This window comes from Mycobacterium sp. ENV421 (genome assembly GCF_002887815.1).
Taxonomy (GTDB): domain Bacteria; phylum Actinomycetota; class Actinomycetes; order Mycobacteriales; family Mycobacteriaceae; genus Mycobacterium.
Genome location: NZ_PDHO01000001.1, coordinates 312,833 through 329,817, shown reverse-complemented (window position 1 = coordinate 329,817; position 16,985 = coordinate 312,833). Strand labels below are relative to the sequence as shown.

Below are 16,985 nucleotides of genomic sequence, written 5' to 3'. Positions count from 1 at the left end.
ACGTAGAATCGTCGCCGATGGCCAGACGCCCCCGCACAGCGGAAGACAACATGAAGTCCGGCCCCCAGCGGCTGGTCGCGCTGGTGCGTTCCTCCGTTCCCCCTGTTCACCCCGCCGGCCTGCCGTTCATCGCGGCGGGCCTGGCGGTGGCGGGCGTCGGCCGGAAGAACCGCTGGCTGCGCCGCGCGGGCCTGACCGCGGCCGCCGCGAACGCCGGCTTCTTCCGGCATCCGCCCCGGACTCCCCCGAGCCGTCCCGGCGTGGTGGTCGCCCCGGCCGACGGACTGATCTGTCTGGTCGAAGAGGCCGAACCACCAGCCGAGCTCGGTCTGCCCCCGGGTCCGCGTCCGCGGGTGAGTATCTTCTTGTCTCTGCTCGACGCCCATGTGCAGCGGTCGCCGGTGGGTGGCGAGGTGCGCGCCGTGGAATACCGGCCCGGCCGCTTTCATTCCGCCGAGCTGGCGGCGGCGAGCGAGGACAACGAACGCAACAGCGTCCTGATCCACACACCGGACGGGCACGAGGTGGTGGTCGTGCAGATCGCCGGGTTGATCGCGCGTCGCATCGTCTGCGACCTGCACCCCGGTGACAAGGTCGCGATCGGCGACACCTACGGGCTCATCCGGTTCGGCTCGCGGTTGGACACCTACCTGCCTGCCGGCTCGCAGATCCTGATCGAACCCGGTCAGCGCGCGCTCGCCGGCGAGACTGTGTTGGCGCAGCTGCCGTGATCAAACCCCGCCCGTCCGCCATGCGCATCCTGCCGAGCGCGACGACGGTGCTGGCCATCTGTGCGGGGCTGACCTCGATCAAGTTCGCGCTCGACGGCCGCCCGCACATCGCGTTGGCCCTGATCGGTGCCGCGGCGGTGCTCGACGGGATCGACGGCGGCATCGCGCGGGCCCTGGACGCTCAGTCCCGGATGGGCGCCGAGATCGACTCGCTGGCCGACGCGGTGAACTTCGGTGTCGCGCCCGCGCTGGTGGTCTATGTGACGCTGCTGCCCACGTCGCCGGTCGGCTGGATCTTCGCGTTGCTCTACGCCGTGTGCATCGTGCTGCGGCTGGCCCGATTCAACGCACTGCTCGACGACGACACCCGCCCCGCCTACACCCGCGAGTACTTCACCGGTATGCCGGCGCCGTGCGGTGCGGTCGGCGTGATCGGACCGCTGGCGGCGATGCTGCAGTTCGGCCACGGCTGGTGGACCTCGCCGTGGTTTGTCTGCTTATGGTTCGCCGCCAACGCCGCTCTGCTGATCAGCCGGGTGCCCACGCTGGCGCTCAAGGCTGTGAAGATGCCGCCCAATGCCGCGCCGATCCTGCTGATCCTCATCGCTGCCGCCGCGGCGGCGCTGCTGCTGTTCCCGTACATCCTGGTGTTGCTGATCATCGCGGGCTACCTGTGCATGATCCCGTTCACGGTCTACAGCCAGCGCTGGGTGGCCGCGCGACCGGAGGCCTGGAACGACGCGCCCAAGCAGCGGCGCGCTGCGCGACGTGCGAACCGCCGTGGCCTACCGAATCGCCGCTCGACGCGCCTCGGCCTGCGCAAGCCCGGTCGCTGACATGGCGCCGTCCAACCTGTCGCTGACCGCACGGTTGAACACCTCGGCGCTGGACTCCCGGCGCGGTGTGGTGCGGCTGCATCCGGAGGCTCTCGCCGCGCTCGGCATCCGCGAGTGGGATGCCGTGTCGCTCACCGGCTCCCGAACCACCTCCGCAGTCGCAGGGATGGCTCCTGCGGATGTTCCGGCCGGCACCGCCCTCCTGGACGACGTGACGTTGTCCAACGCCGGCCTGCGTGAGGACACCACCGTGCTGATCGCCCCGGTCACCGTCTACGGCGCACGGTCGGTCACGTTACGCGGATCCACCCTGGCCACTCAGTCGGTCACGTCGGCGACATTGCGCCAGGCCCTGCTCGGCAAGGTGATGACCGTCGGTGACACGGTGTCGCTGCTCCCGCGCGACCTCGGTCCCGGGACGTCCACCACCCAGGCCAGCTCGGCGCTGACCTCATCGGTGGGTATCACGTGGACGTCGGAATTGTTGACCGTGACCGGCACCGATCCGGCGGGACCGGTGAGCGTGCAACCGAATTCGTCGGTCACCTGGGGGGACGGTGTGACCTCCTCGGTCGGCGGGCCCGGGCCCACCGCGGCGGTGAGCCAGCCGATGACGTGGCCGGAGGCCCCGGCGGTCTCGATCGACGACCTCAAGGGCCAGCACGTGCAGGCCGGCCGGCTCACCGAATGGCTCAAACTCGCACTCGATCAGCCGGAGCTGCTGGAAAAGCTCGGCGCCACAGCAAATTTGGGTGTGCTGGTCACCGGGCCGGCGGGCGTAGGCAAGGCGACATTGGTGCGCGCGGTGTGCGCCGGGCGACGGTTGGTCGAGCTCGACGGGCCTGACACCGGCGCCCTGGCGGCGCAGGATCGACAGCGCGCTGTTGCCGACGCGGTCGCCACCGTCACGAATGGTGGTGGCGTGCTGCTGGTCACCGATATCGACGCGCTGTTGCCCACCCCGGCCGAACCGGTGTCCGCGATGATCCTGACCGAGCTGCGCAAGGCGGTCGTCGCTCCCGGGGTCGCGCTGGTGGCCACCTCTCAACAGCCGGACGCGGCCGATCCGCGGCTGCGCGCACCGGATTTGTGCGACCGCGAGCTGGGCCTGAGCCTGCCCGACGGCGCCACCCGCAAGGCACTGTTGGAGGTGCTGCTGCGCGATGTCCCCGCAGGCGATCTGAAACTGGACGAAATCGCAGAGCGCACACCGGGATTCGTTCGCGCCGACTTGGTCGCGCTGGTTCGGGAGGCCGCCTTGCGGGCCGCTGCCCGCGCCAGTGAGGACGGCAAGCCGCCTGCACTCACCCAGGACGATCTCGCGGGCGCGCTGAGCGTGATCAGGCCGCTGTCTCGCTCGGCCACCGAGGAGGTGTCCGTCGGGTCGGTGACCCTCGAGGACGTCGGCGACATGGTCGAGGTCAAGCAGGCGCTGACCGAGGCGGTGCTGTGGCCGCTGCAGCATCCGGACACCTTCGCCCGTCTCGGCGTCGAGCCACCCAGGGGCGTGCTGCTGTACGGCCCGCCCGGCTGCGGCAAGACCTTCGTGGTGCGCGCACTGGCCAGTTCCGGCCGGCTCAGTGTGCACGCGGTGAAGGGCGCCGAGCTGATGGACAAGTGGGTCGGCTCCTCGGAGAAGGCCGTCCGCGAATTATTCCGCCGGGCAAGAGATTCCGCGCCATCGCTGGTTTTTCTCGATGAAATCGACGCGCTGGCGCCCCGGCGCGGGCAGAGCTTCGATTCCGGTGTCACCGACCGGGTGGTGGCCGCGCTGTTGACCGAGCTCGACGGCATCGAGCCGCTGCGCGACGTCGTGGTGCTCGGCGCCACCAACCGGCCGGATCTGATCGACCCGGCACTGCTGCGCCCGGGCCGGCTGGAGAAGCTGGTGTTCGTCGAGCCGCCCGATGCCGATGCGCGTCGCGAAATACTGCGCACCGCAGGCAAATCCGTGCCGTTGTCGGCGGACGTCGACCTCGACGCGCTGGCCGGCGAACTGGACGGATACAGCGCGGCGGACTGCGTGGCACTGCTGCGCGAGGCGGCGCTGACCGCGATGCGCCGCTCGATCGACGCCGCGGACGTCACCGCCGCCGATGTGGCCAAGGCCCGCGAAACGGTACGGCCGTCGCTGGACGCGGCGCAGGTGGAGTCGCTGAGAGAGTTCGCCGAGCGCCGCTAACCCTGTTCGGCGAGCGCGGCGAGCCGGTCGATCGAGGCCGCCAGTTTGTCCGCGGTGGTGGCTTGCGCCCGGGGCAGACGGTCCGGGTCGGTCAGCTCCGTCCAGTCGTAGGTGTGCGTGACGACGGTGGTGCCGTCGTCGGCGGGGTCGAGCCGCCAGCGCCACAGGTGACCCGGTTGGGCGCCGCCCGGGGGCGCGGGCCGCCACGCGATCAGTCGGCCCTCGTCGAACTCGACGACGTGGTTCTCCCGGTTCGCACCCTGGGTGAGCGTGGTGGTGAAGACGTCCCCGACGGCGCGGACCCGCTGACCCCGGGCTGCTTGCGCGAGGTTGTCGTTGCCGTCCCATTCCGGCTGGCGCGCCGGGTCGGCGATCAATTCGAAGATGGTCGTGGCGGGTGCGGAGATCCGTCGGGTGGCGCTGACGATCTTGTCCTGGTCGGCCATGCCCCAATTCAACAACACCCGTTGACAGTCCATTAGTGACATGTCAGAGTTGGACGGTATGACCACCACCGTCGTCCGGGTCGGAGACCGCGACCGGGAAAACACCGCTGACCTGCTCTCCTACGCTCTCGCGCAGGGATACGTCGACCTCGCCGAGTACGAGACCCGTGTCCAGGCCGCCTTCGCCGCGGAGAACACCGAGCAGCTGCGCCGAGTCCTCGTCGACCTTCCGGTCGATCACCTGCGACGCACCGATCCCCGCCGCGTGGCCGCCCGCAAGCGAGCCGCCCGCGCCTCGGTGCGCCTGCATGCGGCCGGCTATCTGGCGATGGTCGCGATCGTCCTGGCGGTGTGGCTGGCGGTGGCCCTCACCACGGGCGAGACAGCGTATTTCTGGCCGGTGTGGCCGATCCTCGGCGGGGCGATCGGGCTGCTGGGGCACGTGCTCCCGGTCCGTACGTACTGCCGGTAGTCCGATTGGGGGACACCGGTTTCCTCCCGCACGCCCTCCGATCGGCCGATGCGCAGTCGTCACCGTCCACGGGATCCTTACTGGCACTTGGCAGTTACCTCGAGCGCAGAAGGACACCCATGAACGCCACCATGACCGCTATGCCGGATCAACCAGATCTCTGGGGACCGAACTACGACGGGTGGGAGTTCGAGCTGACCAACACGACCGACCACGATCTGGTCTTTGTCGCCGACATCACCGCCAACGTCGCGAGCTATCCGCCCCGGATCGCCGCGGGCGCAACGGCATTCCTCAAAGGAAAAAGCCGCGCCAAGGGCGGTCCGGCGAACTGTAACTTCGCCTACCGGCACCCGGATCACCTGGTCAATGCCGGTGGCATCGCGATCGCCGCGAGCGCCGACGCGCGTCGCGCCCGGATGACCGCCAGCGCAACGGGTACCACCGAAGTCCTCCATACCCCGAACCCGGCCGTCAACAGCGTCCAGACGATCACCTATATGCAACGTTAGGCCGGTGCGTCCGGCACTGGCGCCGTCAACAGCGCCCGAACCGATGCAGACAGATCGGCCCGCGCCCACGACGGCACGCCCTCGCCATGGGCATGGCGCCGCACCACGGCGTAGGGCAGGTCGACGACCGCCCTGGTGACGGCGTCGACGCTGCGGGCGTCGGAGCGTCCGTACAGCTGGCGAGCCAGCTCAGCCACCCGGTCGGCCAGCGGCGCATTCATCGCCGTCAGCGTCGCCGTGAATTCCGGGTCCGGCTGAGCGTCGCGTAGATCGCCGGGCCGGATGGCCAACAGCACGCGCGCATCCTCGGTGCAGTCCGTCGCGAATTCGAGCGCGGCCAGGGCCATCGCGACCGCAACCTCCAGCGGGTCCGAGCCGGCCGCAGCCATCGCCCGGGACTGGAAGCGGGTGAGGGCGCGCAGCCACACCGCCGTCACCACCGCGTCGCGATTACCGAACCGGTGGTAGAGCGTTCCCACCGGGGCGCCGCTGGCTTTGGCGATGGCCGCGACGCTGGCCGCGCGAGGCCCCTCGGCGAGGATCAGGCCGCGCGCCGCATCCAGGATGGCGTCGGTTTCATGCTTCCGCGGGGGTGCCACGATCTAGTACAGTCCTTCTATATGGAGCGTTTGCCCTATATTGATGAGCATGCCATAACGGTCCCCGCGGACCGGGCAGCGACGTGGCGCGCAGTGCTGCGAACGATGTGCAGCAACCCCGACGACCCCGAGACGGTGCCGCTCGGATTCACCCTCGAGGCCGCCGAGCAAAACGAACGCCTCGCCCTCACTGGACGCCACCCGTTCTCGGTCTACCGCTTGATCTTCCTGCTCGACGACGACGCGAACGGCGGCACCCGGGTGGTGGCACAGAGCTGGGCGGCCTTTCCCGGATTCACGGGCAGGATCTACCGTGCCCTGGTGATCGGATCCGGCGGACACCGGGTCGTCGTCCGCAACATGCTGAAACGCATTGCTCGACAAGCACTTTCAGCACCAGCGCCACAACGCTGAGCACCAAGGCAGTCCGACCGGCCATTCTGCGCAGCAGTCAACCACGTAGACTGCACGAAGGACATAGCCGAAAACCTTTGGCTGACACCCCGACCGACCGGTAGATCCCGACACGCTGGCGCGCCCAACAGATCCACGACGCGCAGGCGGGTCCTCAAGATCGGAGTGCCATGCTCGTCATCCTGATCGCGCACGCGATTGCCGCCGCCGTGGCGCCGGCTCTCGTATGGCGATGGGGGCGGCTGGCCTTCTACCCGCTGGCCCTGGTGCCGGCGGGCTCACTGGTCTGGGTGGGGCTGAACTGGCCGCAGTCCGGGCGCCCGGCCCCATCGGTCAATATCCCGTGGGCGCCCGAGCTGTCGATGAACATCACCCTGCGATTCGACACCCTGACCGCGATCATGAGCGTCCTCGTCCTGGGTATCGGGGCGCTGGTGCTGTTCTACTGCGCGGAATACTTCCACCACCACGACGGCCACACCGAGAACCGGTTGCCCAGCTTCGCCGCCGAACTCGTCGCGTTCTCGGGAGCCATGTTCGGCCTGGTGGCCAGCGACAACATGCTGCTGCTCTACACGTTCTGGGAACTGACCACCGTGTTGTCGTTCCTGCTCGTCGGGCACTACGCGGAGCGGGCCACCAGCCGCCGGGCAGCCATGCAGGCACTGCTGGTGACCACCGCGGGCGGGCTGGCCATGCTGGCCGGCATCGTGATCCTCGGCCACTCCGCCGGCACCTATCTGCTCTCGGAACTGGTGGTCACGGCTCCGCACGGCACCGCCGTCGCGGTGGGCGTCGTCCTGGTCCTCGTCGGCGCGTTGTCGAAGTCGGCGATCGTGCCGTTCCACTTCTGGCTCCCCGGCGCGATGGCCGCGCCGACTCCGGTGAGCGCGTATCTGCACGCCGCCGCGATGGTCAAAGCGGGCGTCTACCTGATCGCCCGGCTCGCCCCGGGGTTCGCCGACTCACCGGGCTGGCGCCCCACGGTCATCACCCTGGGCGTGCTGACCATGTTGCTGGCCGGCTGGCGCGCGGTTCGCGAGAACGATCTCAAACTGATCCTCGCGTTCGGCACGGTCAGCCAGCTCGGCTTCATCACGGTGATGGTCGGTGGTGGCGGTCAGGATCTGATGCTGGCCGGGCTGGCCATGCTGTGTGCGCACGCACTGTTCAAGGCGACTTTGTTCATGGTCGTCGGTGTCATCGACCATTCCACCGGCACCCGCGACATCCGCAGGCTGGCGTGGCTGGGCCACCGGATGCCGGGACTGTTCGTCATCGCGGCGGCAGCGACCGCGAGTATGGCTGCCATCCCGCCGTTCCTCGGGTTCGTGGCCAAAGAGGCCGACTTCGAGACCATCGCGCACAGCCAATCGCTCGGCGCCTGGGCACCGGTCGTGCTCACCTGCGTGGTGACGGGATCGGTGTTCACCACGATCTACAGTCTGCGATTTCTGTGGGGTGCGTTCGCGCGCAAGGGATCTCACCAACCCACGACGCTGGTGGCCAATCTGCACCGCCCCAAGGCGAGCTTCCTGGTGGCGCCCGCGATCCTGGCCGCGGCCGGATTGTTCTTCGGTCTGGTGCCCAGCCGGCTGGACACCACACTGGACGGCTACGCGGCCACCATGCCGGCCGCCGGCGCCGACGACGGCCACTACACGCTGGAACTGTGGCACGGGGTCGGCCTGCCGCTGCTGCTGTCCGCTCTGGTGCTGGCGATCGGCATCGGGGCGTTCGTCAGCCGTGAGCGGCTACGCCTCGCCCAGCTGGGATCCTGGCTGCCGCTGGGCAACGCCGACCGGATCTACGACGCGGTGATCCGCGGCGCCGACGTCGCCTCGGTCCGGTTGACCGCCATCACCCAACGCGGATCGATTCCCGTGACGCAGTCGGTGATCCTGTCGACGCTGGTGTTGTTCCCCGTGGTGGTGCTGGCGTTCGGCCCGCTCGACCGTCCCGAGTTCCGGCTGTGGGATTCCCTGGTCCAGCCGGTGGTGGGCCTGCTCATCCTGGCCGCCGCGGTGGCCGCCACCGTGATGCGCAACCGGTTGGCGGCCGTGCTGCTGGTCGGCATCACCGGCTACGGCTGCGGCGCGATCTTCGCCTTCCACGGCGCCCCCGACCTGGCGCTGACACAGTTCCTGGTGGAGACCTTGACGCTGGTCATCTTCGTCCTGGTGCTGCGCACGCTGCCCGCCGAGGCCGAGGAGTCGCCGCGCTTCCGGCTCCCCCGAATCGCGCTGGCGCTCGCCGTCGGCGCCACCGTCACCACCCTGGCCGCATTCGCGATGGCCGCCCGCACCGGCACCCCGATCGCCGATCTGCTGCCCGACGCGGCCTACTACCGCGGGCACGGCGCCAACACCGTCAACGTGCTGCTGGTCGACATCCGCGCCTGGGACACCCTCGGCGAAATCTCGGTGCTGGTGGTCGCGGCCACCGGCGTCGCATCACTGGTGTTCCGCAACCGCCGGTTCGGCGCCGCGCCGCGAGTCTCCGATGCCGGCCAGCCCGACATCGGGGCGCTACCGGCACCGGCCTACAGCCCGGCGGTCGGTGACACCACCTGGCTGCGGGGCAGCGAATTGCGCGACCCCCGCAACCGCTCCCTGGTGCTCGAGGTGGCGACCCGGCTGATCTTCCCGTTGATCATGGTGCTGTCGGTGTACTTCTTCTTCACCGGGCACAACACTCCCGGCGGCGGGTTCGCCGGCGGGCTGACCGCGGGCCTGGCGCTGGTGCTGCGCTACCTGGCCGGCGGTCGCTACGAACTCGGCGAGACACTGCCGCTGGACGCCGGCAAGATCCTCGGGGCGGGGCTGGCGCTGTCGGGCGGCACCGCCGTCGGCTCGATGCTGCTGGGCGCTCCCGCGTTGTCCTCGGCGGTCATCTCGCTGCATCTGCCGCTGCTGGGCTCGGTGAAGTTCGTGACGGCCCTGTTCTTCGACCTCGGCGTGTATCTGATCGTGCTGGGTTTGGTGCTCGACGTGTTGCGCAGCCTCGGCGCGCGCATCGACGAGGAACTGGCCACCGCCGCCCGCCCCGCGCTGAGAGCGAAAGCGTCATGATCGTCTACCTGGTCCCGTTGATCATCATCGGTGGCCTCACCAGTTGTGGTGTGTACCTATTGCTTTCGCGCAACCTGACCCGGATGCTGCTGGGTCTGCTGCTGGCAGGCAACGCCGTCAACCTGTTGATCCTGACCGTCGGGGGGAAAGCCGGGAACCCGCCCATCCGCGGCCGCACCAGCGGTGCGGAGACGACGACGGCTGACCCGCTGGCCCAGGGCATGATCCTGACCGCGATCGTCATCGCGATGGGGATCGCGGCGTTCGTGCTGGCGTTGACCTATCGGTCGTTCCGGTTGACCACCGAGGAGGACGTCGGCAACGATCCCGAGGACACCCGGGTGTCCAAGTTGTCCGACTCCGAAGCTGCCTCGATCGACGAGGACGCACCCCGGCCTGTGCCGGCGCGCGACACCGACGAGCCCGACGAACTCGATGCGCTGCCCGGCCACGAGGGGTCGCGATGACAGCCACGGGTGTGTTGATGCCGCTGCCGGTGCTGATCCCATTGATCGCGGCCGCACTGACGCTCGTCGCCGGGCGCAGGCCGCGGCTGCAGCGGCTGATCGCCCTGTTCGCGCTGAGCGGCGTGCTGGCGGTCTGCGCGGTGCTGCTCTACTTGACCGACCGCGACGGCACCCAGGCTTTGCATGTCGGCGGGTGGGGCCCTACCGACGCGGGACTCGGGCCGCTGGGCATCACGCTGGTGGCGGACCGCCTTTCGGCGCTGATGCTGGTGGTGTCGGCGATCGTGCTGCTGGCCGTGGTGTTCTACGCCATCGGGCAGGGCATCCGGGACGGCGACGAGCGCCAACCGGTGTCGATCTTCCTGCCCACGTATCTGGTGCTGTCGGCCGGCGTGTGCACGGCGTTCCTGGCCGGTGACCTGTTCAACCTGTACGTCGGTTTCGAGGTGCTGCTGTCGGCGAGCTTCGTGCTGCTGACCATCGGAGCGAGCAAGGAACGGGTCCGCGCCGGCATCTCCTACGTGATGGTGTCGATGGTGTCGTCGCTGATCTTCCTGATCGGATTGGCACTGATCTACGCAACGACCGGAACGCTGAACATGGCGGAGCTGTCGCTGCGGCTGCAGGACGTCACCACCGGCACTCGCAGCGCCATCTTCGCGGTACTGCTGGTCGCGTTCGGCATCAAGGCGGCGGTCTTCCCGCTGTCGGCGTGGCTGCCGGATTCCTATCCGACCGCGCCGGCCCCGGTCACCGCGGTGTTCGCCGGCTTGCTGACCAAAGTCGGTGTCTACGCGATCATCCGGGCGCACTCGCTGCTGTTCCCCGCCGGGCGGCTGGACAACGTGCTGCTGGTCGCGGCACTGCTGACCATGCTCGTCGGCATCCTCGGCGCGATCGCGCAGAGCGACATCAAACGACTGCTGTCGTTCACCCTCATCAGTCACATCGGCTACATGGTGTTCGGCATCGCGCTGTCCAGCAGGCTGGGCATGTCGGGGGCGATCTACTACGTCGCCCACCACATCATCGTGCAGACCACCCTGTTCCTGGTCGTCGGATTGATCGAGCGGCAGGCCGGGGCGTCGACGTTGCGCCGCCTCGGCGGGCTCGCCGCAGCCAGCCCGCTGCTGGCATTCGTGTTTGTGGTGCCGGCACTCAATCTCGGTGGTATCCCGCCGTTTTCGGGCTTCATCGGCAAGGTTGCGCTGCTCGAGGCCGGAACCGCCAGCGGTTCGGTGTTGGCCTGGCTGCTGGTCGCCGGGTCGGTGATGACCAGCCTGCTGACGCTGTACGTGGTGGCCCGGGTATGGACCAAGGCGTTCTGGCGGGCGCGGGTCGACGCACCGGAAGGCGCGCTGGCCGACTCCGCGCCGTCGGTTCTGCTCGACGACTACGCGCAAGACGTCGCGTTCGACGACCGGGGCGACGTCGGCCGGATGCCGGCCGGAATGCTGGTCCCCACAATGGCTTTGATCGCCGTCGGGCTGGTGTTGACCGTCGCGGCGGGGCCCATCCTCGGCTACACCGATCGCGCGGCCGACGAGGTGCTCGACCGCGGCCAGTACATCACCGCGGTGCTGGGGAGCCACCGATGAGAATCTGGGCGCTTCGGGTCTGGACGCTGGTGTGGCTCATTCTGGTGTGGTTGCTGCTGTGGGGCACCGTGTCGGTGGCCAACGTGCTCTCGGGGCTGGCGGTGGCGCTGCTGATAATCCTGCTGCTGCCGCTGCCGTCGGTTCCCGTGCAGGGCCGGCTGCATCCCGTGTCGCTGCTGCGGCTGGCACTTCATGTCGCGTGGTGGCTGACGCAGTCCTCGGTGCAGGTGGCATGGCTGGCGATCCGGCCGGGCAAGCCACCGCCGTCCGCGGTGCTGCGCGGCCACCTGGCGCTCAAGTCCGATCTGGTGCTGGCCCTGGCGGTCAATATCGTGAACCTGACGCCGGGGACGATCGTGCTCGAGATCGACCAGGCGCGACGGCTGGTGTACGTCCACGTGCTCGACGTGGGCTCCCCCCGCTCGGTGCAGCGGTTCTACCGGCAACTGACCCAGCTGGAGCGGATGCTGGTCGCCGCGTTCGAGCGGGATTCCGAATGGCGTCCCGCGGCAAGCGAAGCCGAGGAGGAGATCCCGTCATGACGATCGTGTGGGTGCTCTCGGGCGTGATGCTGGTCGCGGCGGCCGCGGTGACGATGATCCGGCTGTTGATGGGGCCCAGCACACTGGACCGGCTGGTCGCGGTCGACACCCTGGTGGCGGTGACGATGTGCGGCGTCGGCACGTGGGCGGCGTTCAGCCTGGACACCACCGTCACCTACAGCCTGGCTGCTCTCGCCCTGATCAGCTTCGTCGGCTCGGTCAGCGTGGCCCGGTTCCGGGTGCCTGACGTGGCGCGGCGGGACGAGTCATGAACTCCCTCAACCTGCTGGCGGGCGTGCTGGTCCTGGCCGGATCCGCACTGGCCCTGACCGCGGCCATCGGTGTGCTGCGCTTCCCGGACACGCTGACCCGCATGCACGCCGCAACCAAACCGCAGGTGCTGGGACTGCTGCTGGTCCTCGCGGGCGCGACGATCCGGCTGCGCGGCAACGTCGATGTCGGCATGCTGGTGCTCACCGCCATGTTCACCCTGATCACCGCGCCGGTGATCGCGCAACGGGTCGGGCAGCTGGCCTACCGGGAGCAACGGGTCAGCGACGGGCTGACGGTCGACGAGATGCGTGCGGACAAACGGACGCAGGTCCCGCCACCGGATGACTTTCGACCCTGACCCTCCCCGGCCCGACTCCGACAGTGTGGGACAGCCACCAGCTGACAAACCCGCTGTGAAGTAAGGAGCTCTTGGCCTTGACAGTGTCAGCGGCCGCCGCGCATCACGGCCTAGCCGAACACGAGGTGGTCCTGCTTCTGCAGACTGACCCGCATCGCGGGTTGTCGGATTCAGAGGCAGCAGGGCGACTGGATACTTTCGGACCGAACGCATTGCCGCCCTCGCCTGGGGCAGGGCTCCTCGTCCGTGTGCTGCGGCAATTCCACCATCCGCTGATCTACGTTTTGCTGGTCGCCGGGATCATCACTGCTGGGCTGGGCGAATTCATCGACTCCGCAGTCATCTTCGGCGTCGTCGCGATCAACGCCGTGGTGGGATTCATCCAGGAATCGAAAGCGGAGTCCGCACTGGCGAGCCTGCGGTCGATGGTGCACACCAATGCCAAAGTCGTCCGCGACGGCCACGAGCACACCGTCGTCTCAGACTGCCTGGTTCCTGGAGATCTGGTGCTGCTGGACTCCGGTGACAAGGTCCCCGCCGACCTTCGGCTGCTCCGAGCGACCGAGTTGAGGATCAACGAGTCTGCATTGACGGGGGAGTCGGCACCTGTCCATAAGGACGAGCTCGTCGTGCCGGACGCCGCGCCGGTGGCCGACCGACGCAACATGGCCTATTCCGGCACCCTGGTGGTAGCGGGCAGCGGCGCCGGGGTGGTCGTCACGACGGGAGCTGAGACCGAGGTCGGTCAAATCCATCGCCTCGTCGGCGCCGCCGACAATCTCAGCACGCCGTTGACCGCCGACCTCGCCCGGTTCAGCAAGATCCTGACTATCGGCATATTGGGCCTGGCTGCAGTGACTTTCGGTATGGGTCTGCTGCGCCATCAGGGCGCGGTCGAGACGTTCACCGCGGCGACCGCGCTTGCGGTCGGAGCCATACCCGAGGGATTGCCGGCAGCCGTCACGATCACTCTGGCGATCGGCGTCGCGCGAATGGCCAAGCGCCGCGCTGTCATCCGACGCCTACCGGCAGTGGAAACGCTGGGCAGCACGACAGTCATCTGCACTGACAAGACCGGCACCCTCACCGAGAACCAGATGACGGTTCAGGTGATCTGGACACCAAACGGTCGCGTCGAGGCGACCGGAACGGGGTACGCACCACAAGGTTCCCTTCGCGATGTCTATGGAGCCCCGGTGGAGGTGGAGTCCGACAAGGCATTTCGCTGGTCGTTGTTGGCGGGTGCTTGCTGCAACGATGCCGCCTTGATCAGCGACGGTGGACGGTGGGACGTTGTCGGTGACCCGACCGAGGGTGCGATGTTGGCTGTCGCCGCCAAAGCCGGTCTGGACAGGGCCACACTCGCCGCCGCGCTGCCCCGACTGGATGTCATCCCATTCAGCTCGGAACGCCAGTACATGGCTACCCTCCATCGAGACGGCGAAGACGACCATGTCGTGCTCGCCAAGGGAGCCGTCGAGCGTGTCCTGCGACTGTGCACCTCGCAGATGAACGCAGACGGCACGACTCGGCCCGTGGACCGCTCAGAGGTTCTACGAACGGCTGAATTGCTGAGCTCACAAGGTCTTCGCGTGCTCGCCACCGCAGTCCGCGCCGCCAGTGGTCCCGACGATTTCGGGGAGGAAGCGTTGCCCGGCTCGCTGACGTTCACCGGGTTACAGGCCATGCTCGATCCGCCGCGGGCGGCGGCGTCCTCAGCTGTGGCCGCGTGCCATAACGCGGGTGTCCAAGTCAAGATGATCACCGGCGATCACGCAGCCACCGCATCCTCGATCGCCGCCAAAGTTGGACTGCTCGACGACAGTCAAAACCACCGAGGCGCGGTGCTCGCCGGCGCCGACCTGGCTGCGCTGGACTCCGAAGAACTCCAGGAAGCAGTGGCCGAGGCCACCGTATTCGCCCGGGTCTCACCCGAACAGAAGCTGCGGCTGGTGGAGGCACTACAGGCCAGGGGGCACGTCGTGGCGATGACGGGCGACGGCGTCAACGACGCACCCGCGTTGCGGCAGGCCAACATTGGCGTCGCGATGGGCCTCGGCGGTACCGAAGTCGCCAAGGACGCGGCCGACATGGTGCTCACGGACGACGATTTCGCCACAATCGAGGCTGCCGTTGAGGAAGGCCGGGGGGTATTCGACAACCTCACCAAATTCATCACCTGGACCCTTCCGACCAACATCGGTGAGGGCCTGGTGATCCTCGCCGCCATAGCGTTCGGCACCGCGCTGCCGATCTTGCCCACGCAGATTCTGTGGATCAACATGACCACGGCAGTGGCGCTCGGCCTCATGCTCGCATTTGAAGCTAAAGAAGACGGCATCATGACCCGCCCGCCCCGCGACCCCCGGCAGCCGCTGTTGACGCGTGGTCTGGTGATGCGGATCCTGCTGGTATCGACGATGATGGTCGCCAGTGCATGGTGGCTGTTCGAATGGGAGCTCAGTCGGGGCGCCAGTCTGGCCGAAGCCCGGACCGTGGCGTTGAACCTTTTCGTCGTGATCGAGGTGTTCTACCTGTTCAGTTGCCGATCGACGTCCTATTCGGCCTGGCGGATCGGCATCTTCAGCAACCCCTGGGTCATTCTCGGCGTAGCGGCACAAGCCGCCGGTCAGTTCGCTATCACCTACCTGCCCGCCATGAACACCATGTTCGGCACCGCACCCATCGACGCGCCGGCGTGGCTACGGATCCTCGGCGTCGCTGTCGTCACGAGCATCGTTACCTCCATCGACAAGCGACTGCGCCGACCGCGGGATGCGGCCCCGGAGTAGAGCTGACCGCACTAGTCTCGAGCTCAGCGAACGACACACCCAAGACTGAGGTCCGTGGGCAGAGCGTCCGTGACGACAACGAGAGAGCGAAACCCAATCCGTGAGCCGAACAGACGATGACACCTGGGATATCACCGAAGGGGTCGGCGCCACCGCGCTGAGCGTGGCCCGTGCACGGGCGACGGAGACCGGCGCCGAATGTCCGCTGTACCTCGACCCGTATGCCCACTTCTTCGTCGAGGCCGCGGTCGAGGCAGGTTGGCGTTCACCGTTTCTCGACGAAGACCCGGTGCGGGCGCAGGCCATGGCCGCCTACATCGCCTCGCGCACGAAGTTCTTCGATGAGTTCTTCACCACGGCCGGTGCCAACGGACTGGATCAGGCGGTGATCCTGGCTGCCGGCCTCGACACCCGCGCCTGGCGGCTGCCGTGGATCAGCGGCACGACGGTCTACGAGATCGACCAGCCGAAGGTGCTCGAATTCAAGGAGCGGGTGCTGGCCGAGCATCAGGCAAAGCCCGGTGCCGGGTATGCCGCGGTGGCCGTCGACCTGCGTCATGACTGGCCAACGGCACTGCGCGAGAACGGTTTCGACCCATCACGCCCGACAGCATGGTCGGCCGAGGGGTTGCTGCCCTACCTGCCCGCCGCCGCGCAGGACGCGCTCTTCGAGCAGATCGACCAGCTCAGCGCAGCCGGCAGCAGACTGTCGGTGGAGGCGTTCGGCGAGACGTTCTACTCCGCCGAACAGCTGGCTCGCCGGCATGAGCGGATGGCGCAGGCCCGCCGGGCCGCGGCCCAGGCCGGTGGTGCGGGGTCAGCGAGAAGCGAAGCGGGATCGCGCATGTCCCAGCCCGACGTCACCCGGCTCTGGTACATGGAGGCGCGCACCGATGTCGAGAAGTGGCTGACCGAGCGCGGCTGGGAGGTCACCGCGACCTCGGCTGTCGACCTGATGGCGCACTACAAGCGGCCCGCACCAGACGGTCTCGAGGACCCGGTTCCCGATACCGTCCTACTGGACGCCCACAAGCTCTGAGCCTGCGCTCCGGGCACCGATTCTGCGTTCAGCGCTACCGCGCGCTGGTGAATCACGCGCTCACCGCAGAGTCGGCGCGGAGAAGTTGGCCAACAGGTTTCAGACCCCGGCCGCCCCGTCGATGCATTCACGGATCAGGTCGGCGTGCCCGCAATGGCGGGCGTACTCGGTGACCATGTGGGTGTAGATCCAGCGCAGACTAACCTCCCCGCCCATGAAGGGGCTGGTGTCATCGAGTGCCCGCGCCGCACAGTTCGCGCGCGCGTGCCTGACCTCGTCCTGCCAGATCCCCATGGCGGCGCGATATGACGACTCCGCCGTCACCGCGAACCCACCGTCGTGGCCTTCGGGTTGATCGGCTGGACCGAAAATCGGCGGCACGTTCTCGCCGGCGAGGACGCGCCGGAACCAATTCCGCTCCACCTCCGCGGCATGCTGAAGCAAACCCAGCAACGTCAACGGCGACGGCGGCACCGACGCAAGGCGCAACCGGTCGTCCTCGAGTCCTTCGCATTTGGTGGCCAGGGTCACGCGGTAGAAGTCCAGCCAACTCTCCAGTGTGGTGCGCTCATCGGCATTCAGCGGCGGCATCGGCCGTTCCATCGATGTCATGCACCAAGGGTGTCACCCCGCCCCGACAGTCTGACGGCGGA

Annotated in this window: 17 protein-coding genes; 14 read left to right on the top strand and 3 right to left on the bottom strand. The window is 68.2% G+C overall.

The genetic code is table 11. From position 1 onward, the window contains the following. The first annotated feature begins 17 nt into the window (after positions 1–17). From CRM90_RS01505 to CRM90_RS01495, 3 genes are read left to right on the top strand one after another with little or no spacing between them, the layout of a single operon-like run. Positions 18–731 (top strand): phosphatidylserine decarboxylase, encoded by a 714-nt coding sequence (locus tag CRM90_RS01505; RefSeq protein WP_102805228.1) that lies wholly within the window; start codon positions 18–20, stop codon positions 729–731. Positions 732–751: 20 nt separating this feature from the next. Beyond that, positions 752–1,567 (top strand): CDP-alcohol phosphatidyltransferase family protein, encoded by an 816-nt coding sequence (locus CRM90_RS01500; protein ID WP_102805388.1) that lies wholly within the window; start codon positions 752–754, stop codon positions 1,565–1,567. Between the two features lies 1 nt (position 1,568). After that, positions 1,569–3,749: an AAA family ATPase gene (locus CRM90_RS01495; RefSeq protein WP_102805227.1), complete on the top strand. Its 2,181-nt coding sequence runs from the start codon at positions 1,569–1,571 to the stop codon at positions 3,747–3,749. On the opposite strand, the gene CRM90_RS01490 is transcribed toward CRM90_RS01495, so the two are convergent. Further along, the gene (locus CRM90_RS01490) at positions 3,746–4,228 is read right to left on the bottom strand and encodes an SRPBCC family protein (protein ID WP_502693209.1); all 483 of its coding nucleotides are present in this window, start codon (positions 4,226–4,228) and stop codon (positions 3,746–3,748) included. The genes CRM90_RS01495 and CRM90_RS01490 overlap by 4 nt on opposite strands. A gap of 25 nt (positions 4,229–4,253) precedes the next feature. Here CRM90_RS01490 and CRM90_RS01485 point away from each other — a divergent pair, with 25 nt between their 5' ends. After that, positions 4,254–4,667 (top strand): DUF1707 domain-containing protein, encoded by a 414-nt coding sequence (locus CRM90_RS01485; RefSeq protein ID WP_102805387.1) that lies wholly within the window; start codon positions 4,254–4,256, stop codon positions 4,665–4,667. Positions 4,668–4,807: 140 nt separating this feature from the next. Continuing rightward, entirely contained in the window at positions 4,808–5,179 is a 372-nt protein-coding gene (locus CRM90_RS01480) for a hypothetical protein (protein WP_142391309.1), read from the top strand. Here CRM90_RS01480 and CRM90_RS01475 read toward each other — a convergent pair. Next, positions 5,176–5,778 carry a TetR/AcrR family transcriptional regulator gene (locus tag CRM90_RS01475; RefSeq protein WP_102805224.1) on the bottom strand — a complete coding sequence of 201 codons (603 nt, stop codon included), beginning with the start codon at positions 5,776–5,778 and terminating at the stop codon, positions 5,176–5,178. The genes CRM90_RS01480 and CRM90_RS01475 overlap by 4 nt on opposite strands. A 21-nt stretch (positions 5,779–5,799) precedes the next feature. Here CRM90_RS01475 and CRM90_RS01470 point away from each other — a divergent pair, with 21 nt between their 5' ends. From CRM90_RS01470 to CRM90_RS01430, 9 genes are all read left to right on the top strand, one after another. After that, positions 5,800–6,192 carry a hypothetical protein gene (locus CRM90_RS01470; protein ID WP_102805223.1) on the top strand — a complete coding sequence of 131 codons (393 nt, stop codon included), beginning with the start codon at positions 5,800–5,802 and terminating at the stop codon, positions 6,190–6,192. Between the two features lie 170 nt (positions 6,193–6,362). Continuing rightward, the gene (locus tag CRM90_RS01465; protein ID WP_102805222.1) at positions 6,363–9,263 is read left to right on the top strand and encodes a Na+/H+ antiporter subunit A; all 2,901 of its coding nucleotides are present in this window, start codon (positions 6,363–6,365) and stop codon (positions 9,261–9,263) included. Beyond that, on the top strand, positions 9,260–9,730 hold the full coding sequence (locus CRM90_RS01460) for a Na(+)/H(+) antiporter subunit C (protein WP_102805221.1): 471 nt from the start codon (positions 9,260–9,262) through the stop codon (positions 9,728–9,730). Before CRM90_RS01465 ends, CRM90_RS01460 begins: the two co-directional genes overlap by 4 nt. Continuing rightward, positions 9,727–11,328: a Na+/H+ antiporter subunit D gene (locus CRM90_RS01455; RefSeq protein WP_102805220.1), complete on the top strand. Its 1,602-nt coding sequence runs from the start codon at positions 9,727–9,729 to the stop codon at positions 11,326–11,328. The genes CRM90_RS01460 and CRM90_RS01455 overlap by 4 nt, the downstream gene beginning before the upstream one ends. After that, the gene (locus CRM90_RS01450) at positions 11,325–11,870 is read left to right on the top strand and encodes a Na+/H+ antiporter subunit E (protein WP_102805219.1); all 546 of its coding nucleotides are present in this window, start codon (positions 11,325–11,327) and stop codon (positions 11,868–11,870) included. The genes CRM90_RS01455 and CRM90_RS01450 overlap by 4 nt, the downstream gene beginning before the upstream one ends. Further along, positions 11,867–12,142, top strand: coding sequence for a monovalent cation/H+ antiporter complex subunit F (locus tag CRM90_RS01445; protein WP_102805218.1), 276 nt, complete (start codon positions 11,867–11,869; stop codon positions 12,140–12,142). Before CRM90_RS01450 ends, CRM90_RS01445 begins: the two co-directional genes overlap by 4 nt. Continuing rightward, positions 12,139–12,501, top strand: a complete 363-nt coding sequence (gene mnhG, locus CRM90_RS01440; protein ID WP_102805217.1) for a monovalent cation/H(+) antiporter subunit G — start codon at positions 12,139–12,141, stop codon at positions 12,499–12,501. The genes CRM90_RS01445 and mnhG overlap by 4 nt, the downstream gene beginning before the upstream one ends. 71 nt (positions 12,502–12,572) lie before the next feature. Further along, the gene (locus CRM90_RS01435) at positions 12,573–15,293 is read left to right on the top strand and encodes a cation-transporting P-type ATPase (RefSeq protein WP_102805216.1); all 2,721 of its coding nucleotides are present in this window, start codon (positions 12,573–12,575) and stop codon (positions 15,291–15,293) included. 100 nt (positions 15,294–15,393) lie between these two features. Beyond that, on the top strand, positions 15,394–16,332 hold the full coding sequence (locus CRM90_RS01430) for an SAM-dependent methyltransferase (protein WP_102805215.1): 939 nt from the start codon (positions 15,394–15,396) through the stop codon (positions 16,330–16,332). A gap of 99 nt (positions 16,333–16,431) precedes the next feature. On the opposite strand, the gene CRM90_RS01425 is transcribed toward CRM90_RS01430, so the two are convergent. Then, the gene (locus CRM90_RS01425) at positions 16,432–16,944 is read right to left on the bottom strand and encodes a DinB family protein (protein WP_199189730.1); all 513 of its coding nucleotides are present in this window, start codon (positions 16,942–16,944) and stop codon (positions 16,432–16,434) included. Between the last annotated feature and the right edge of the window lie 41 nt (positions 16,945–16,985).

What these genes read in the sequence shown, in the direction of transcription:
- CRM90_RS01455 (WP_102805220.1), top strand. Translation starts at nt 9,727, where the DNA reads ATGACAGCCACGGGTGTGTTGATGCCGCTGCCGGTGCTGATCCCATTG.
- CRM90_RS01495 (WP_102805227.1), top strand. Translation starts at nt 1,569, where the DNA reads ATGGCGCCGTCCAACCTGTCGCTGACCGCACGGTTGAACACCTCGGCG.
- CRM90_RS01490 (WP_502693209.1), bottom strand. Translation starts at nt 4,228, where the DNA reads ATGGACTGTCAACGGGTGTTGTTGAATTGGGGCATGGCCGACCAGGAC.
- CRM90_RS01465 (WP_102805222.1), top strand. Translation starts at nt 6,363, where the DNA reads ATGCTCGTCATCCTGATCGCGCACGCGATTGCCGCCGCCGTGGCGCCG.
- CRM90_RS01485 (WP_102805387.1), top strand. Translation starts at nt 4,254, where the DNA reads ATGACCACCACCGTCGTCCGGGTCGGAGACCGCGACCGGGAAAACACC.
- CRM90_RS01480 (WP_142391309.1), top strand. Translation starts at nt 4,808, where the DNA reads ATGCCGGATCAACCAGATCTCTGGGGACCGAACTACGACGGGTGGGAG.
- CRM90_RS01450 (WP_102805219.1), top strand. Translation starts at nt 11,325, where the DNA reads ATGAGAATCTGGGCGCTTCGGGTCTGGACGCTGGTGTGGCTCATTCTG.
- CRM90_RS01460 (WP_102805221.1), top strand. Translation starts at nt 9,260, where the DNA reads ATGATCGTCTACCTGGTCCCGTTGATCATCATCGGTGGCCTCACCAGT.
- CRM90_RS01425 (WP_199189730.1), bottom strand. Translation starts at nt 16,944, where the DNA reads ATGACATCGATGGAACGGCCGATGCCGCCGCTGAATGCCGATGAGCGC.
- CRM90_RS01505 (WP_102805228.1), top strand. Translation starts at nt 18, where the DNA reads ATGGCCAGACGCCCCCGCACAGCGGAAGACAACATGAAGTCCGGCCCC.
- CRM90_RS01470 (WP_102805223.1), top strand. Translation starts at nt 5,800, where the DNA reads ATGGAGCGTTTGCCCTATATTGATGAGCATGCCATAACGGTCCCCGCG.
- CRM90_RS01500 (WP_102805388.1), top strand. Translation starts at nt 752, where the DNA reads ATGCGCATCCTGCCGAGCGCGACGACGGTGCTGGCCATCTGTGCGGGG.
- mnhG (WP_102805217.1), top strand. Translation starts at nt 12,139, where the DNA reads ATGAACTCCCTCAACCTGCTGGCGGGCGTGCTGGTCCTGGCCGGATCC.
- CRM90_RS01445 (WP_102805218.1), top strand. Translation starts at nt 11,867, where the DNA reads ATGACGATCGTGTGGGTGCTCTCGGGCGTGATGCTGGTCGCGGCGGCC.